Here is an 18,549-nt window from a genome sequence, read left to right on the forward strand (position 1 = left end):
GATGCAAAGGTTGGAGATATAATGCCTTTTAAGATTTCTTAAAAGTCCAAATAATGTTCTTAAAGGTTCAAAAAAGTATAATTATACTTCCTTTTTAGGTATTCTAAATTTATTGGGAGTTACGCCTTCTTTCTTTTTAAAGGCTTGAATAAAATGCGAACTATTTTTAAAACCACATTCAAAACCAATTTCACTTACGGTCAAATTTGTACCTAGTAACAGCATTTTGGAGTGCTCTAATCTCTTATTGATCAACCATCTACTCGGGGTAGTGCCAAAACAGGCAGTGAACGCACGTTTAAAGGAAGATAGACTTTGTCCACAAAGTTTTGCAAAATCAACTATTTTCAAATCGTATTGAAAATTTTCCACCATTATATTTTCAATAGTTGATTTCGTGTTTTGCGTTATTGAATTGAAAAAAGAGAGTATTTCCTTGTTATTTGAATTAAGAACAATATTAAATAGCAGTTCTTTAAATTTAATTTCTACTAGTTCTTTCGGAATTTCTTCCCCTTGTTTTAAATAATGAAATATACTTTCTATTAATGTTTTAAATGCTTCATTTGTAGTAATCTCGAAAATTTGATTATGCTCTAGCTTGTGATCTAATTCTGCTTTGAAAGATGGATTTTCGGTAATGAATCTTTTGATAAATTTATCAGTGATGAAAAACAGCATCACACAGTAATCACTTTCCAAATACTGCCTTGTAGTGTAAACACCTTTCCGGATAAAAAGAGCGTCTCCTGTTGAAAGTTCATGTGTTTTTTTTGATGTAATCCAATCCTTTTTACCACTTATGACATAAGTTATTAAATGATTCTCTATCCATAACTGATATTCTTCAATATTGAGGGGGCATTTATATTCTACGAATAAAAAATCATTGCCAACAAGTTTGTTGAATTTCGGATGATTTTTGAAGTATTCGTATGCATTGATCACAATGGTGTTTTCAGTTTTTTAAATTATGCCCGACAAGGGTATATGGTCCTCAACCATATACATTCTATCCATCTGATAAAAGTAGGCATTTTAGGCCATTGGTTTTACCAATCTAAGAAACCCATAAAAAACCGGTTTTTCAAACCATTTCAGAAATACAGCAAAGTTTTAAGAATCGTTAGTTTTAAAATACTAGTGCGCTTCCAAGGACCTAGTGCTCTTTGCCGGTTTTTTCCTTTTGTATTCATATACAAAGCAATCAGTCCCATCGAATTGCCTTTCTTCGATAAATTTAAATCCAAGCCGTTCGTAAAACTTATGGGCTTTGGTATTCGACTTTAGCGGGTCTATCAGGATTCCTTCTACAGAAGGATTTCTAAAACACCTTTGAATAGCAAGTTTCATCATTTTTGTTCCATACCCTTGATTGAGGTTCCTTTCTTCGCCAATCCAGATGTCGATCGCTCTTTTGTTCCTTTCAACATTACCCCAATAATTTGTTTCCTCTAAATACGGGTCGATTATTAAGATAAAACCTATCGGCTTCCCGTTCAACTCCGCTATCAATTGCTCTCGCCATTCGGGATTCCGATTCAGCTCGACCTCCCAGTTCAACCCATCATCGGGATCACAATCAATGACATGTTGTTTCGTGTCCCAATAGTTCAGTAGCTCAAGGTCCTTCATCGAAGCTGGTCGCAATTCTATCACGTTTGTATTTTTTAGTCCTAACACACAAGTGCATGCAGTGGTTATTCCAGGTATGCTTTATACCTTTAACAGAAGTGAGGAATGTAACAAATATAGTTCTAGGAGTCAAGGTGCTGCAATTGGAATCAAATAACGGATGAAGATAAATGGCTGTTTACCAATAAATGTTCCTTAACTGGTCCTTGGAGGCTGAAAAATTGAAATTTAACTGACTTCTTAATTTTTTCTGAAATCTTGCGAATAAAACCTTTTTGAACTTTTTCGTCCAAGTCAGCTGGGCAAGAACAACACGAAAGGAAACAAAGCCAGATTTCAAATAAGCCTCAACTCGGTCTTTACAAACTTTGATTTAGGGGAATCACAAACAGGACATACATATGAATCGTGAAGATTCTTAAAAACTGTTCCCGCCTTGATGCCAGCTTTAGGATCTCCATACATCTTATCGTATATTGTAAAACATGATTGACATTGAAATACTATCTTGGAGGAGGTTTCCTCTGTTTTCCTGACAACTTTTGGCTTTTCTACGATTCGTCTCAATTGCTCGAAATAATTCTTGCTCAGCTCCATGAGCAGTCCTGGTAGTTCTATTTTATCAACATCTTGGGCATATGAAAGGTATTTCTGTGTGTTGGGATCAAAATTTTGAAAGTGCAAAACATTATAGGTAGGTCGTACCTCAAACTCTTTTACGATGGCCGGAGGACTATTTTTTTCGATAACTATAGACGAAAAATGGGAACGCTTACCCACATCATTGCTAATCCCGAATGTTAAGCCGTAAGTACTGATATCATTTTGGTCAAAACTGCGGACCAAGAATTTTTTGAGCTCCAAAGCTTCCGTATCATCTACTGGTACGTGCCAATTCATTTCCAATTGAGAGTGGCGCACATTGATTCCCCTTTGGCCTAAAAAGCGTTCAAGTTCTGGTCTGCTCTTTTGTTTGATTCCCTTAATGATAAACGATTTCCAAGGGGTAAAACAAATTTTTCCAATACTATTATCCAAACAAAATCCGCAGAACTCCTTTAAAAAAGAAAGGTCATATCGGTTGTTTCTCCAATATAAACCTAGCCAATATTGGTCGATGCCCATGCGGTTCATTCCTTCATAATACGGAAAGGTGAGGTATGGCACGTTCAATTCCTTTTCTATGGCCTTATTGTTCATATCCAATTTTTTATTGACTACAAAAAAAAGTTCTTCCTCATCAACGATATCTTCGTAGATTTCCTCTATTGCTTTCGAGATGGAAATAATGTCCCAACTGTAAATCAATACTGGGTAAAAGGCCGATGTTTTCCAATGGGGAAGCTTTACATTCAAATACCAATATTCTTCATTATCAGATGCAATGAAATTTAGATTACCGCTAAAAAGCGGTACCAGTCGTTGTTTGGGGTCCGTTATATTTATCTTCAATTTTGGCAGATAGTCAAAACCCTCTAAAATATAGAGATAGGTAGAGCCTTTAAGCCAATAGGTCATGTCAAAAACATCTGCAGAAACATATGAGCTTACAATGTTCTGATATCCCCTATTGGTAACAATATCGGTATTGAATTGAGATAATTGCTCTAGCTGTTGTTCTTCATTGGTATCCTTTAAAGGAAACAACAAATCTTGCCGCGACCCCAAATACACTTCTTTCAAGCCTGCAGTTTCCAACATCAAAATGATGTCCTTTAATTCTCCTGGAGAGGTTACCCCCCCTTTTAATAGAATGCGATGTAGGTCTTCGTTCATATTGCTTACTTTAGTGTGCGAGCTGCAATTGGTTATCCAATAGCGCTTTGATTTCGGGCTTACAACTTCCACAGCCCAATCCTGCCCCGGTGTGTGAACAGAGTGCTTTAAAATCGGAGCATCCACCCATTATGGCATCGGCAACATTACCCTCTCCTACTTGACTGCACGAACACACCAATTTTCCTTTTAAGGGAACCGTATTTGAAGACCCTCTTAACAACTCGTTCCGTTTTTCAGAAAGTTCGATTTCTTCTTCTATCAATCGCTTGAATTCCGCAAATTCATTTTTATCCCCCATTAAAATAGCTCCCTTCAGGGTATCATCTTTTACAATGCATTTTTTATAGAAACGCTTGCTGACATCCATTAAAATAATCTCTTCGTAACTGCTGTCATCCTTGGGGGCGTTTACCATACCGATGCTGCACAGGTCTAGATTTTCAAACTTTAAAATATTCATCAAAACAGAACCATTATAAATACTACTGAAATCTCCCAAAATATAATTGGCGGCGATATCGGCCTGTTCTTCAGCTGCGGAAGTGATTCCGAAAAGAGAATTCTCGAACTCCGCTATTTCCCCTAAGGCAAAAATCGACGCATCACTAGTCTTTAAATAAGAATCGACCAGTACCCCTCGCCTGGTTTCTAGATTCGCGCGTTTCGCCAGTTCAATATTAGGTCGCGTACCAATGGCATAAACAATCGCATGACATTGTATGGTACGCCCTGTTTTTAAATTGACCAAAAGGGAATTAGAGCTTTCCTTTTCCTCAAAAACGGTACTTACTTCGTTATCAAAATAGATGTTGATCCCCCTTTCCAAAACATCTTCAGCCAATAAGCGGCTCGCAATATCATCCAATTGTCGCTCCATCAAACGAGGGGCACGTTGTACAATACTGATATGGATATTAATTTTCTTAAGGGCGGCAGCGAGTTCCAATCCCAATAAGCCACCACCAACGATAACCACATGCTGCTCTTCAGTCGTCATACCGGTTTTTTGTAAATATTGTTTCAATTTATCGGCATCGCCACGCTCACGCATCGTAAACCGACCCGGGAAATCCATTTTTACATCGCTTGGCACAAAAGCCCGACTGCCTGTGGCCATTATGAGTAGGTCGTAGGAGTGTACTGCTCCTTCTGTATCGATCACCTCTTTTGCTATTTCATCAATTTTTGTAATTCCGATTCCGGGATGCAGATTGACATTCAACTTCTGAAGCTCCCCTTTCTTTAGTTTTTCAAGGGATGCCCACGATAATTCATCACTAACATATTCAGGAAGCAACACTCGGTTGTAAAAGGGATCTTTCTCTTTTGAAAAGACATGCAGGATGTCTTTTTTATTCTTTTCTCGATACGACTGTATGAAACGGTATGCTGCTGCACCCGCACCGATTACTATAATTTTCTGTTCCGGTTTTACAAATTTTTCGACTTGAACGGCACAGTATTTAAAGTCAGGTTCTTTTGAAACGGGGTCGACCAAATCATTGGTAATATTGTTAGCACGGCCGAAATCATTATTCAAAACCTTGCCCCAATGCATGGGCAGAAAGACCACCCCCTCGCGGATATCCGAGTTGATAACTACCTTAACCTGCACTTCTCCCCTAAGGCTATTGATTATCGCAATATCCCCTTCCTTAAGCTTTCTCAGATAGGCATCTACCTTGTTCATTTCCAGGTAGGGCTGAGGAATATGGGTCAGCAAGCGTTTTACTTTTCCGGTTTTGGTACGAGTGTGCCATTGGTCACGTACCCGACCCGTATTCAAGATTAAAGGAAATTCAGCATTGGTTTGCTCCGAACTATTATAGAGACTTTGAGGAGCATTAAAGTGAGCTTTTTTATCGTTAGTGTGAAATTCAAAATCCGTAAACAAACGAGGTGTTCCGGGATGTGTCGCATGCGGTACTGGCCATTGAAAACTACCTTCGTTTTTGAGCCGTTCGTAAGATAGTCCTGAAATATCGATGTTTGTACCTTTCGTTAATAGACAATGCTCGTCGTACACTTCACTCGCATTGTTATAATCAAAGCCCTTAAAACCCATGGCTTGACCAAAACGCCATAGAATTTCGACATCAGGCAAAGCTTCCGCCGGTGGGTCGATTACTTTGGGTAGATAACTAATACGCCTTTCCGAGTTCGTCATAGTACCTTCCTTCTCCAACCATCCGGCAGCCGGCAAAAGCAAATCCGCGAATTTAGTGGTTTCGGAGTTGTGCGATATATCTTGTACCACCACAAATGCGGCATTTTTTAAAGCCCGTTCTACTTTGTGTACATTAGGCATACTTACAGCAGGATTGGTGCAGATAATCCAGATGGCTTTTAGTTTTCCATTTTCTAGTGCATCGAACATTTCCGTGGCGGTGTAGCCGGGTTTGGCATTTATTTCTTTACCGCCCCAAAAATCGGATACTTCTTTTCGGTGGACGGGATTGTCCAAATCTTTGTGGGCGGCCAAAAGATTTGCCATGCCCCCTACTTCACGCCCACCCATGGCATTCGGTTGACCTGTTAATGAAAACGGACCACAACCGGGTTTTCCGATTTGACCGGTTAAAAGAGAAATATTTAGGAGTGATACATTTTTAGACACCCCGATTACACTTTGATTGAGACCCATCGTCCACATACTCAAAAACTTACTGGCCTGGCCAATATATTGTGCCGCTTTACGGATTTCAGAAGCCGAAATACCGCACTTTTCAGCGGCCTTCCGAATGGTAAGCGAAAAGGCCATTTTTTTGACAGCTTCAAAATTGACAGTACGCTTACTAATAAACGTTTTGTCGATGTTTCTTTTCTCAATCAACCAACGGGCGATGGCATTGAAAAGAACTACATCGGTGCCGGGTAGAATCTGTAAGTGTAAATCCGCGGCGGCGGCGGTTTGTGTTTTTCTAGGGTCGACAACGATTACCTTTACTTCGGGATTACCCGCTTTACGATTCTCCAAACGGCGGTATAAAATAGGATGGCACCAAGCAGGGTTCGCCCCCGAGATCAGAAAAGTATCGGCCAATTCAATATCTTCATAGGAAATGGGAACGGAGTCTTCTCCTACTGTTTTTTTATAGCCCACCACCGCCGAACTCATGCATAAACGGGAGTTTGTGTCAATATTATTAGTACCTATAAAGCCTTTGGTAATTTTATTGGCGAGGTAATACTCTTCGGTCAAGCATTGACCAGACACATAGAACCCGACACTATCAGAACCGTGTTTGGCAATAATACTTTTAAAAACGGCAGCGGCTCTTTCAAAAGCGGTATCCCAAGTCACTTTTTGTAATCGGTGGTTTCTACTCCAACGCATTTCAGGATGCAAAATGCGGTCGCTAGTATCTTGGGCAACATAATTCAGATTTCGACCTTTAGAACAAAGCATGCCTTTATTCACAGGGTGATCTGGGTCGCCTACAACCGATATTGTGCCTTTCGAATCTACATCAACCAAAATACCACAACCTACCCCGCAATAGGAACAAATCGTCTTTTCTGTTTTCTTTTTCTGCATCGCCTGAATGTTTGATGAAATACAACAAAAACTACATGCAAATTAGAAAATTACGTAGTAATACGTAGTTACAATATGGTAATAGTGGGGCTTAATTTTAAAATATCATTAAAAATAAAAGGGACAAAATAAGAATCTCCAAATGAATTTTTAAAATTTGACTTACACTAAATTAAATTCCTGCGCCTTTTTAGAAAGGTCCATCAAATTTTTGACATCCATCTTTCGCATTAGATTAAAACGATGGGTTTCTACAGTGCGTTTGCTGTTTTGTAGTTTTTCGGAGATTTGTTTGTTGGTAAGTCCTGATAAGACCAACTCCAAAACTTGAATTTCCTTTTTCGTTAAGTCGAAAGGGGTGTTAGTCGGAGTAGTTTTTTTTGAAAATTCAGGAGTCTTGGAACTTGGGTTCAGTAAATTATTTACCAACACATTTGAAATATCGCCGCTGTAATATTTACCACCCTCTTGTACGGTGTGAATGGCTTTTATGAATTCTGCTTTTCCGGTATCTTTGAGCAAATAGCCTTTGGCCCCTGCCGCTACCGATTGTAAAATATATTCTTCCGAATCATGCATTGAGAGAATAATGCATTTCACATCTGGGCTTGAGGCACTCAATTTTTCTACCGCTTCAATACCTGTCATGTTAGGCATGCGAATATCAACAATCAATATATCTGGCTTCTTCTCTTTTACAAGTGAAATTGCTTCTAGACCATCGGCGCCCTCGCCTATAACGTCTAAATCTGATTCGCTTTCCAATAGCGCTCGAATCCCATCACGTACTAGGGAGTGGTCGTCTACTAAAATTATAGTGGTCTGGCTCAAAATTTACGTAGTTATACGCACAAAGATACGTTAGTAGGTAAAAAGTATCAAGCATAATGAGATAAACTCTTTGGCTTGGACTCAATACACTCGTCTAAAAATTCAAAGAGCCGCCCCGACCAAAAAGTGATCATGACGGCCCTTCTCGAAGCATCATTATTGACTCTAATTTATTTCGCCTTTGGAGAATTTAGAAATTTTGGTTTTATCGTCAATTGTACCCAAGCCCAGTTTTGGATATTGGCCGCATCTGCTTTGGTGACGCTTTTAAGTTCGTACATGCCATCGCTGGCGAACATATGGGAGTACCCAATGGCTAGACCGTAACCGTTGAATTGCTTTGCAAATACCAAATCTACTTCCGTGCCCAATGATTTTTCTCCGCTAGGTAATTTCTGTTCCCCACTAAAGTTTAAAACTTTTACTAATAGGCTGGACTTCTCGCTCAATGTAAATTTGACACTGGCATGTACATCGAACAGGCCGATAGAATTGGCATGGTTCCCGACGTAGAAATAATCCATAAAACCATTGAATTTATGATTGGTACCATACAACGGAAAGAAAGCTCCCGTTTCACCCGCTTCGCCATCATTACCACTAATCACTTCCACACCTAAACCTAGGCCGACTTTTGCCGTTGCTTTATAATTTAAGTCGAGACCCAATAAGTAAGCTCCTTTCACATCAACTTGATTTTGCCTTTCACCTATTTGAACAAAAGCATTGAGAGCAGCACTGAAACTTGTTTTTTTGTAGTTCAAATGCGTTCCCAAAGTTTGTAGATTACTTGTACCATCAGGCACACGGGTGTCAGTATCCCCCGTGAAATTCTGGAAGCCGTTGTTTAAGAACAAAAGACTTCCTGATAAATTGGCCCATTGTTGCTTTAAATATGCGTATTGCATTGTTTTATAAGTAAAGAAACCACTTGTATTGTAAGCGGTACCAACGGACTGAAATCCAGATGGATTATCAAAGTCTTGACTAAAGGCCAGACCGATATCTATCATAAACTTTTTCTTTTTGTATTTTAAAAGTCCAACATCGTGATTACGTGCCTGTTGGGCCCAATCCAAGCCTCCAAAAATACGTTGGTCGTCATAGGAGAGTACTTGACGGCCCAATTTCGTGGACCATCCTTTTCCTAAGCTGATATTCGCCCAAGCCTCAAAAACCGCAAAGGAATCATTTTGGTCATCAGGTAGAATTTGTCTGTTCTCTCCCCAAACCATAATATCTTGTAAGCTTACATAAAATTGATAGGAATCAAAAGTATAGCCAGCATTCAATCGTATTCTGGTGGAAACTGCGTAACCAGGATCCGCCGCATCTGGAATGATGCTACCAAAACCATTTCTGTATTCGGTTCGGGGCTTGAATTGCCCGTCTAAAGTAAATTGTGCAGAGGTTACAGTAGCGCATAGCAAAGCTAAGACAACTACAAAATGTTGTTTTTTCATAAGAATGTTCTGTGTTAGGTTACAATGAGAATGGTAGAATGACTCAGGATAACATTTACGAAAATGTTCTCCTCTCTATTTATCACCTCCGGTTAATGCCAGATCTCCTTTCATTTCGGCCTCGACCAATTTTTCGTCCGCAGTCGAGAATTTAATAGCCAGGGTTGTCAAGGCACTAATGACCACAAAACCTCCGATCATAAAATAACCGCTAGACACTGCACTTGATGCCGCAGCTGATTGGGCCGCCTTCATTGCCTCTTCCCCTAAATTGGCGTTGGCTGCCAAAGCATTTGTCTCCGCAAAGGCCGACTTTGACTTCAAAAACATCGCAGCCAGGAACGCACCCACATTTCCCCCTGCACCAACAATACCGGAAATGGATCCAATCGCCTTTTTATTAACAAACGGAACAACGGAAAAGGTTGCTCCCTCCGCCATTTGCACTGTAAGGCTAAAAGCGATCAAGAACACCATTCCTACCGCCAAACTAGTTGTGGTTGAGAAAATAGAGAGCATTAGGCCCTCTGCAGCCAAAATCATGGTAAGAAAGAGAACCCTACCTCTTAGTCCTTTTAGTTTTCCAAATCGATCACCGAAAAATCCGCCCAAGGTACGGGCAAAAATATTCATCAAAGCAAATGACAATACCAAGTTACCTGCCATGGAGCGAGTAAGGCCAAAGGTGTTTTGTAAATAATCGTCCATGGTGCCGTACACGGTAAGTTCCATTCCAAAACAAGCTGCGTATACGATAAAAAGAATCCACACGCGATAATCCTTTAGTACACTCATGAAAGATTCTTCATCTTTTTTAAAGGACGGCATCTTGCCTTCTTTCTTTAGTTGGGCGAAGTTACCTTCGGGGGTATCTTGTGTAAAGAAATAATACACCGCGCCCATCAACATCGCAATTACACCTGCAATGACCATCGAGTACCGCCAAGCAATTTCGTCCGCAACTCCAAAACTAATCACGGCAGCGGCAATCAAGGGCATCCCCAAACGGTTGGCGCCTCCACCCAGATTTCCCCAGCCAGCCGAGGTAGCGTTCGCCGTACCTACAATATTGGGGGCAAACATGATAGAGGTATGAAATTGTGTGATTACGAAAGAAGCTCCGATAAAACCAATGAAAAGTCTACAAATCAAAAACTGCATGGGTGTTTGCACAAAGCCAATAGCAATTACGGGAATTGCACCCAGAATCAAGAGATAGGTATAGCACAAACGCGGACCATATTTATCACATAGTTTACCAATTAAAAGTCTTGCGAATACCGTACCTGTTACCGCTAAGATAATAGAATTCCATTTTTGGTCAGGAGTTAACCCAAGGTCCTTCACGACATCGGGCATAAACGGCACGATACCAAACCAGGCAAAAAAGCAGATAAAAAATGCAATGGATGTTATCCAAAAAGTACGGATAGGCATTGATTTGATATCGGTAAGTTTTAAGGTGGTCGCTTTTTTCTTAGTTGTTTTCATAATACGGAATTTTAGAGATTAACGATTATCAAAACTACGTATATAAATACGTATTTATACGTATTTATATAAAAAACATCATCTTTATACGTATTTTTATAGCGATGAAATAAAGTGTAATCAAAAAATTCAGAATTGATAAAAATACGAGCGTCATATTAAGAAATTCATATTTTTAAGGAAATGCAATACCTAATTAATGAGGAATTTTAAATGGTATTTCTATTAAGGGACATCCAACCCATACTTATAAAGCAGAATGAAGAACACGTTGTACTTCTTCTTCAAAAAAGGAAGGATGCTCGGTCACCACTTCACCAATAACGATAATACCAGGTTTTGAAACATCAATACCCGCAAGCTTATTGTGTATGTCATATAATGTTGAGATAGTACAGCTTTCACCCTTCATTGTGCCGCTCTGAATCAGAGCTATCGGTGTCCACGAACCTCGATATTTATTAACTTCTTGGACAATTTCTATTAACTTTCGTACCCCCATCAAGATAACCATGGTTGTGGAAGACTGGGAAGCATATTTTAAATCCTCAGAAAAGGAACCATCTCTTTTGGTAGCGGTCATTACCCAAAAGCTACTACTTGTATTACGTTTGGTCATCGGTATTCCTTGACTAGCTGGTACGGCCAGTGCACTTGAAATTCCTGGCACGACATCAACAGGAATTCCAAAAGATTCCACATACTCGATTTCCTCATAGGCTCTTCCAAAGACAAAAGGGTCGCCTCCTTTTAAGCGTACCACATGTCCATATGTATACGCATTTTCCACAATCAACATATTAATATCATCTTGAGTGAATGAATGCCGATTACATCTTTTACCTACGTATATCTTTGGAATGGCGACATCAACTTGCGCAAGCATCTCCTCGCTCACAAGAGCATCATACAATATGACATCTGCAGTCTGTAAAACCCTTAAACCCCTTATTGTAATAAGGTCTTCACTTCCGGGTCCTGCTCCTACTAAACTTACTTTTGGATTTATATCGGTCATAATATTCTGATATTAATTAGGTTGAATTATCAAATCCACAACAAGAGTACGTATTTATTTCCAAATAAACATATTAAAAATACGTATAAATACGTATTATTGTATTTTATTTTTAAATCGAAGCAAATGAAAACTATAGTCGTAGTTGGGAATGGAATGGTAGGATATAAATTCTGCGAAAAATTTATTTCTCGTAAAGAAAGCAAACAATTTAGACTAATCGTTTTTGGAGAAGAGCCTAGGGCAGCGTATGACCGAGTGCATTTAAGTGAATTCTTTGAAAACCAAGATGCCAAGGCATTGGAGTTGGCGCCTTTAAATTGGTATACCGAAAACAATATTGAATTGGTCGTCAATGAACGCGTTACTGATATACATCGAAAAAGCAAAACAATTACGACTGGAAGCGATCGAGAATATGCATACGACTACCTCGTTTTAGCTACAGGTTCCGTGCCGTTTGTACCCCCGATAAATGGTGTGGAAAAAGAAGGCGTATTTGTATACCGGACCATTGAGGATTTAGAGGCAATGCTCGCCTATGCGGAAAAAATAAAAAGTACCAAATCAGATGGGAAAGCGGCTATACTCGGCGGAGGACTATTAGGTTTAGAAGCCGGTAAAGCGGTAATGGATATGGGACTCGAACCCCATGTGATAGAATATGCGCCAAAGTTGATGCCGCGACAGTTAGACGCTAGAAGTAGTAATGTATTGCAACTTACCTTAGAATCTATTGGCATCAACATTCATTTAGGAAAGGCCACCAACCGTATTTTAGGCAATGGTGCCGTTACGGGAATGGACTTTGGAGAAGATGATGCCCTGCAAGTAGATATGTTGGTCGTTTCCGCAGGTATTCGACCACGAGATGAATTAGGGAAAACCTGTAATCTGGAAATGGGAACGCGCGGTGGCATTATCGTCAACGATAAAATGCAAACCTCAGACCCGTCAATCTATGCCATTGGGGAAGTCGCGCTATACAATCAAATGATTTATGGTCTAGTTGCCCCTGGCTACGAAATGGCCGAGGTGGCCGTAAATCAGATTCTTGAGAAAGAAGTGGTGATGCAACAAGAAATTGATATGTCAACCAAACTAAAACTAATCGGAGTTGATGTTGCTAGTTTTGGTATTCCTTATATGCCCGCAGACAAAGGGCTTTCCATTATTTATGAAAATAAAACTAAAGGGGTTTACAAAAGAATCAATGTAAGCCATGACGGTAAAACACTTCTAGGAGGCATAATGGTCGGTGATGCCGAAGACTACAGTATTCTACATCAGATGTACCTGAATAATATTCCCTTACCGGATAATGCCGAAGAATTGATTGTTGGAGCCCGAGGGGAAGGCGGTTCTCCTTTTGGTAGCGCAATGGATTTACCTGATACCGCAGTCATCTGTTCTTGTGAGGCCGTAACCAAGGGTGCGGTTTGCTGTTCGGTTTTAGAAGATGGCAATGAAACAGTAAAGGCCATCGCAAAAGCTACCAAGGCAACCACAGGTTGTGGTGGGTGCAAACCCATGGTAGCCGATTTGGTAAAGGAAAGTTTAAAGACTTTAGGCAAGACCGTAAAAGAAAGCATATGCGAGCATTTCGATTATTCACGGCAAGAACTTTTTGATATTGTAAAATTGAGGGCCATAGAAGATTATGACGAACTTCTAGATTCGGTCGGTAGAGGTCACGGCTGCGAAGTGTGCAAACCTGCTGTTGCCGCCATTTTCGCCAGTATTTACAACGAAACCGCAAACAAGCAAAACACGATTCAAGATACTAACGACCGTTACCTGGCAAACATACAGCGTAATGGCACCTACTCCGTTGTACCAAGAGTTGCAGGTGGAGAAATTACACCAAAACAATTGATGGCCATGGGTAGAATCGCTCAGAAGTACGACCTGTACACTAAAATTACCGGCGGTCAACGCATTGATATGTTCGGGGCGAAGTTGCACGAACTTCCTTTAATTTGGGAAGAATTGATAAAAGAAGGTTTTGAAACGGGACAAGCATACGGAAAATCTTTGCGTACCGTAAAAAGCTGTGTTGGCTCTACGTGGTGTCGATACGGAATGGATGAAAGTGTGAGTTTTGCTATAGAAATTGAAAATCGTTACAAAGGTATTCGATCACCCCATAAATTCAAGGGAGGTGTTTCAGGTTGTATTCGCGAATGTGCCGAAGCACGTGGCAAGGATTTTGGTTTTATCGCCGTAGAAGGTGGATGGAATGTATACGTGGGTGGAAATGGTGGCGCAAATCCAAAACATGCCATATTACTAGCCGAAAAAGTAGACAAAGCAACCGCCATTAAATACGTAGATCGCTTTATCATGTTCTATATTAAAACAGCTCTACCGCTGCAACGCACCGCCCCATGGTTAGAAAAATTGGAAGGGGGCATTACCTACCTGCAGAATGTGATAATTAATGATTCTATCGGAATTGTAGATGAATTGGATTACGAAATGCAAGCTTTGGTAGACTCTTACAAATGTGAATGGAAAGAAGCAGTAGAAACTCCCGAAATACGGGAACGCTATACCCACTTTGTAAATTCCGACAAAACCGATGACAATATTGAGTTTGTTTCACTACGGGAACAGAAAATGCCAAAGGAATGGGCATCAAGAAGCTACGAGAGTTGAAATACGAAGTGCAAAATACATAAAAACATCTGGTCCATTCTGTCTGACACCCAAGTAAGGGCAGTTGAGACCTAAAACATAGGAAGCAATGATAACAAATCTAAACACATACGAAACGGTGAAACTCAAAGCAGCAAAAATCTGGTACAAAGCGGCACCGGTTTCAAAATTCCCAAAGAACGGAGGCGCCTGTATCAAATACAAGGACAAACAAATCGCGGTGTTCAATTTTTCCCGTGAAGGCACTTGGTACGCCTGTCAAAATCTCTGTCCCCACAAAATGGAAATGGTACTTTCCCGCGGCATGATCGGAGAAGAAAACATGGAAGCTAAAGTAGCCTGTCCTTTACATAAAAACAACTTCTCCTTAAAAACGGGAAAACACTTGAACGGAGATTTAGATGCCATTGCCACCTACCCAGTTAAAGTAGTAGATGACTTTGTGTATATAGGCTTTTCTGAATAGATTTGACGAAACTTCGATCCATGGCAACTGCGGATAAATTACGGCAAGCATACGAACGATTTGATGCGGCCAATCAAGAGGATCCTAATACGGAAGTTTTTCAGGGAAAAGCTTATCCAAAAGAGGTACTCTATGCACAACGGATGACAGCACAATTAAATAGCTTTGCTCCAAATGCCTCAGAAGTATTACAATTAACGGTACGTAGTCAGCATATTTGCCGATGGGAAATCGCTAGGGACTCTTACGATATGAATCGAGAAGGGTATTTAAGATGGCGCCAAGACCTTAAAAAGTTCCACGCCAAAAAAGCGCGGGAAATTCTGAAGGAAGTAGGCTATCATGAGGAAACCATTGCCAAAGTTGCTTTCCTTTTAGAAAAGAAACAACTCAAAAAAAACGAGGATACCCAAACCTTGGAAGACGTCATCTGTTTGGTGTTCTTGGAATATTATTTTGAAGCCTTCTCCAAAGAACACCCAGAGAACAAGGTTATCGACATCCTTCAAAAAACTTGGCGAAAAATGTCCGAAAAAGGTCATCAAGCCGCTTTAAAATTAAAGCTTTCAGAAAGTGCTCTGATTTTAGTTTCCAAAGCAATTAGTACCTTATAAAAAACCTTGAATATAGCAATGCCGAACAAAAGACATGAAAAACCACTTGACACTACAACCTTTCTACGGATTCGTAAGTGGTATTTGTTGGCACTTGCTGGTATCGCATTGACGATTATTATTGCCCAAGTATTGATTCAAACACATTTAAACACTCAGTTGAACGATTCTCGTGTCATCAATGTGGCGGGTCGTCAACGAGCATTGAGTCAAAAGTTGGTCAAAGAGATTTTACTTCTTGAAGAGGCAACAACCCAAGAGCATAGTAAAAAGCTAAGGTCAGAGATACAACAAACATTATCCGTTTGGAAGGCTTCCCATGAAGGACTGCAAAAAGGAAACCTAGAAATGAACCTTCCCACAGAGGAAGATGTCGAAATTCATTCACTCTTTCTAAATCTTAGTGCGCATCATGAGGCCATGGTTAATTCTACGGAAGCAATCTTATCCCAAGAAAAATCAGCTAGTGATTTCGGTGAGCAAAAGGGCATTCTTCTAAAAAACGAAAGAGACTTTCTGCGTTTAATGGACAACATTGTAAACAAATATGATCAACGCAGTAATGCCAAGGTTCAAAACTTGAAACGGAAGGAGTACTTACTGCTGGCTTTTTCATTGTTAATTTTGCTCCTTGAGATGTTTTTTATTTTTAGACCGCTATCAGTTCAAATTCGTAGGACCATCTCCAATTTGATGCGAACTCGAGAAGAATCAGACCACAAAGCTGTAAAAATAGAAACGCTCTTAAATGAAAAGGAAAAATCATTACAAGAATTACAAGAATTAAATTTTGTGATTGATAATGCAGCGTTATTCGCAAGCGCTAGAAAAGACGGTAGCATTGTTTTTATCAGCAAAAAGTTTCTTTCGCTCTTAAATATCAAAACAGAGCATCTCAACAAACCATTATCAGAGTTATTGACTACGGACGAGGGGCAGCAGCAATACCTAAAAGAGGTGCTGAAAAGCAATCGCAAGAACAGTATTCGCAATGAAGAGATACAGGTAACATCTAACACAGGTGAACCTTTATGGTTGGATATTTCTATCATTCCCATGCATCAGGCGAGCAAGCAACAGAGTATCTTAATCTTATGCTCCGATATTACCGAGCGGAAACAAAACGAACAAAAAGTAGAGCAATTGACACAACAAAACTTTGAAGAACGCATGCTTCAAAAGAAAATTCAGGCGAGTCAAATTGTCGAAGGACAAGAGGAAGAGCGAAAACGTATTGCCAAAGATATTCATGACGGTATTGGACAAATGTTGACTGCATTGCGATTTAACATAGAATCGATTGACTTGAAGAATTCGGAAAAAGCAGCAGAAAAAATTTCTTATTTAAAAGCTTTAACTGCCGACTTGATTAAAGGTGTGCGGACAGCAACTTTTAATTTGACCCCACCAGAATTGAGCGACCATGGCATCTTTCCTGCCTTGCATAAAATGACCATTGAGCTTTCAAAACTTACTGGTAAAACGATTTTGTTTGAAAACAAAGTTGAGGAGAACATTCGTTTTGATTCGCTTGCAGAAACTAATATTTATAGGGTCACTCAAGAAGCGGTTAACAATGCTATCAAATATGCTCAAGCAAATTATATTTTGGTATCCATAAATTTTAACGACGGTGTATTGAGCATTGTGATCGATGATGACGGAAAGGGATTTGACACCTCTATTTTAAATGAAGTTCCAAAGAATACCAGTGAAGGTGGGATGGGACTTTTCTTTATGAAAGAACGCATTAGTTACATTAATGGACGTTTGTTCATAAATTCTGATTTAGGCAAGGGAACACGTATAACCATTAACTATAAAACCGATAAAAGTACGGCATTACATGGAGAGGAATGAACTATATCCTGTTTTTCTCAAGGTGCCTCAACTGAACATTTTAATCGAGGGAGGCGACAATCTTGCAGAAGAAAAACTGACGTTTTTGTTGAAATCGAGACCAAGGGCAAATCTAGAAATGGTTTCTCAAGTATTGGGAAGCTACTATAGCACTTGCCAAAAAATTTGGAATTCAAATGTATTTGGCAGCATACGACTCGAATTATTTGCTATGGAATCACCTGGTCATAGCTACCGCCGATATCATTTCGGTAAACGAGAGAGCTAATCAAGACTGTAGAACGCGAAATATTCTGGTTAATGTAGCCGATAAACCCCCATATTGAGATTTTATATGGGAGGAATCTTGAACAATGGAAATGTAAAAGCGGCTATTTCTACAAATGGGAAGTCGGCTACCACCTCAAAACGTTTGCGTCAATTCTTTGAAGATGTGATACCTTAGAATATCGAAGATTTAATAAAAAACTTTACGGTTATAGAAAAACCATAAAATGGGTGTTTTGAAAAAAAAATTGAAACATTGAATTAGTTTACCAAAGGATTGGTTCAAAAAAAGAGTAAGAATGAAGATTCGCATCAAAGGAAATTCGGTACGGTTACGACTGACCAAAACCGAAGTAGGAGTATTTTGTAAAAAAGGCTTGTATGAGGAAAAAACACATTTCCCCGACAAGATCTTTACCTATTCATTGCAAAAGAAAAACGGCATAGACCATATCGAAGCCAATTTTTCGGATGATAGTATAATTGTAAATATCTCTGAAGATTTGGTAATTGATTGGGATATCAACACAGTTGTAGGATTTCAACACTATCAAAAATTGCTAAACGACGAGACGCTTTTTTTATTAATCGAAAAGGACTTCGTCTGTTTGGATGAGACGATAGAAGACCAGTCTGATAATTATCCGAATCCCTTGTCAAGTAAAACCTAAGATATATAAAATGGGAGGTATTCCGGAAAGCATAACTGCTTGTTATTGTTAAAGACTAGAGGTTCTTGGCTAATTCGAAAGTATGTGGATTTTAAGTAATTCTCATTCTTTTTAAAAACGGCCGTTTTGTCTGACTCTTTCTTAAACCACAAGATTTTCATAAAGAGTGTGCCAAACGTGGTCTCTTTTATTGGTTTCGATAATTGACCTTTTATGGGACACTTCGAGTTTATTTAAGCTACCGTTTATATAAACTTT

The 18,549-nt window shown here is 39.5% G+C and carries 15 protein-coding genes; 7 read left to right on the forward strand and 8 right to left on the reverse strand.

Annotated elements, in window-relative coordinates; all coding sequences use genetic code 11:
• Positions 1–81: 81 nt before the first annotated feature.
• The 8 genes from PP182_RS17585 to cobA all read right to left on the reverse strand — a co-directional run bounded on the left by PP182_RS17585 (position 82) and on the right by cobA (position 11,755).
• Positions 82–948, reverse strand: a complete 867-nt coding sequence (locus PP182_RS17585) for an AraC family transcriptional regulator (protein WP_272652582.1) — start codon at positions 946–948, stop codon at positions 82–84.
• A gap of 192 nt (positions 949–1,140) precedes the next feature.
• Positions 1,141–1,659, reverse strand: coding sequence for a GNAT family N-acetyltransferase (locus tag PP182_RS17590; protein WP_272652583.1), 519 nt, complete (start codon positions 1,657–1,659; stop codon positions 1,141–1,143).
• 312 nt (positions 1,660–1,971) lie between these two features.
• Entirely contained in the window at positions 1,972–3,411 is a 1,440-nt protein-coding gene (locus PP182_RS17595; RefSeq protein ID WP_272652584.1) for a rubredoxin, read from the reverse strand.
• A gap of 10 nt (positions 3,412–3,421) precedes the next feature.
• Entirely contained in the window at positions 3,422–6,952 is a 3,531-nt protein-coding gene (locus tag PP182_RS17600; protein WP_272652585.1) for a nitrate reductase, read from the reverse strand.
• Between the two features lie 162 nt (positions 6,953–7,114).
• Positions 7,115–7,783 (reverse strand): response regulator transcription factor, encoded by a 669-nt coding sequence (locus PP182_RS17605; RefSeq protein WP_272652586.1) that lies wholly within the window; start codon positions 7,781–7,783, stop codon positions 7,115–7,117.
• Between the two features lie 170 nt (positions 7,784–7,953).
• Positions 7,954–9,246, reverse strand: coding sequence for an alginate export family protein (locus tag PP182_RS17610; protein WP_272652587.1), 1,293 nt, complete (start codon positions 9,244–9,246; stop codon positions 7,954–7,956).
• 75 nt (positions 9,247–9,321) lie between these two features.
• Positions 9,322–10,737, reverse strand: a complete 1,416-nt coding sequence (locus PP182_RS17615) for an MFS transporter (protein WP_272652588.1) — start codon at positions 10,735–10,737, stop codon at positions 9,322–9,324.
• Positions 10,738–10,984: 247 nt separating this feature from the next.
• Positions 10,985–11,755 (reverse strand): uroporphyrinogen-III C-methyltransferase, encoded by a 771-nt coding sequence (cobA, locus tag PP182_RS17620; protein WP_272652589.1) that lies wholly within the window; start codon positions 11,753–11,755, stop codon positions 10,985–10,987.
• 126 nt (positions 11,756–11,881) lie between these two features.
• Here cobA and nirB point away from each other — a divergent pair, with 126 nt between their 5' ends.
• The 7 genes from nirB (at position 11,882) to PP182_RS17650 (ending at position 18,291) form a co-directional block, all read left to right on the forward strand.
• Positions 11,882–14,413: a nitrite reductase large subunit NirB gene (gene nirB / locus PP182_RS17625; RefSeq protein ID WP_272652590.1), complete on the forward strand. Its 2,532-nt coding sequence runs from the start codon at positions 11,882–11,884 to the stop codon at positions 14,411–14,413.
• Positions 14,414–14,501: 88 nt separating this feature from the next.
• Positions 14,502–14,879 (forward strand): nitrite reductase small subunit NirD, encoded by a 378-nt coding sequence (nirD, locus tag PP182_RS17630; RefSeq protein WP_272652591.1) that lies wholly within the window; start codon positions 14,502–14,504, stop codon positions 14,877–14,879.
• A gap of 20 nt (positions 14,880–14,899) precedes the next feature.
• Positions 14,900–15,493, forward strand: a complete 594-nt coding sequence (locus tag PP182_RS17635) for a DUF4202 domain-containing protein (protein ID WP_272652592.1) — start codon at positions 14,900–14,902, stop codon at positions 15,491–15,493.
• Between the two features lie 18 nt (positions 15,494–15,511).
• Positions 15,512–17,353: a PAS domain-containing sensor histidine kinase gene (locus PP182_RS17640; RefSeq protein WP_272652593.1), complete on the forward strand. Its 1,842-nt coding sequence runs from the start codon at positions 15,512–15,514 to the stop codon at positions 17,351–17,353.
• Positions 17,340–17,621 (forward strand): hypothetical protein, encoded by a 282-nt coding sequence (locus PP182_RS21070; protein ID WP_419197741.1) that lies wholly within the window; start codon positions 17,340–17,342, stop codon positions 17,619–17,621. Before PP182_RS17640 ends, PP182_RS21070 begins: the two co-directional genes overlap by 14 nt.
• Positions 17,599–17,679: an NAD(P)-dependent oxidoreductase gene (locus PP182_RS21075; RefSeq protein ID WP_419197739.1), complete on the forward strand. Its 81-nt coding sequence runs from the start codon at positions 17,599–17,601 to the stop codon at positions 17,677–17,679. The genes PP182_RS21070 and PP182_RS21075 overlap by 23 nt, the downstream gene beginning before the upstream one ends.
• Positions 17,680–17,919: 240 nt before the next feature.
• The gene (locus tag PP182_RS17650) at positions 17,920–18,291 is read left to right on the forward strand and encodes a DUF7009 family protein (protein WP_272652594.1); all 372 of its coding nucleotides are present in this window, start codon (positions 17,920–17,922) and stop codon (positions 18,289–18,291) included.
• Positions 18,292–18,549: the final 258 nt, after the last annotated feature.

The sequence above is a fragment of the Maribacter sp. PR1 genome (assembly GCF_028464145.1).
Lineage (GTDB): Bacteria > Bacteroidota > Bacteroidia > Flavobacteriales > Flavobacteriaceae > Maribacter.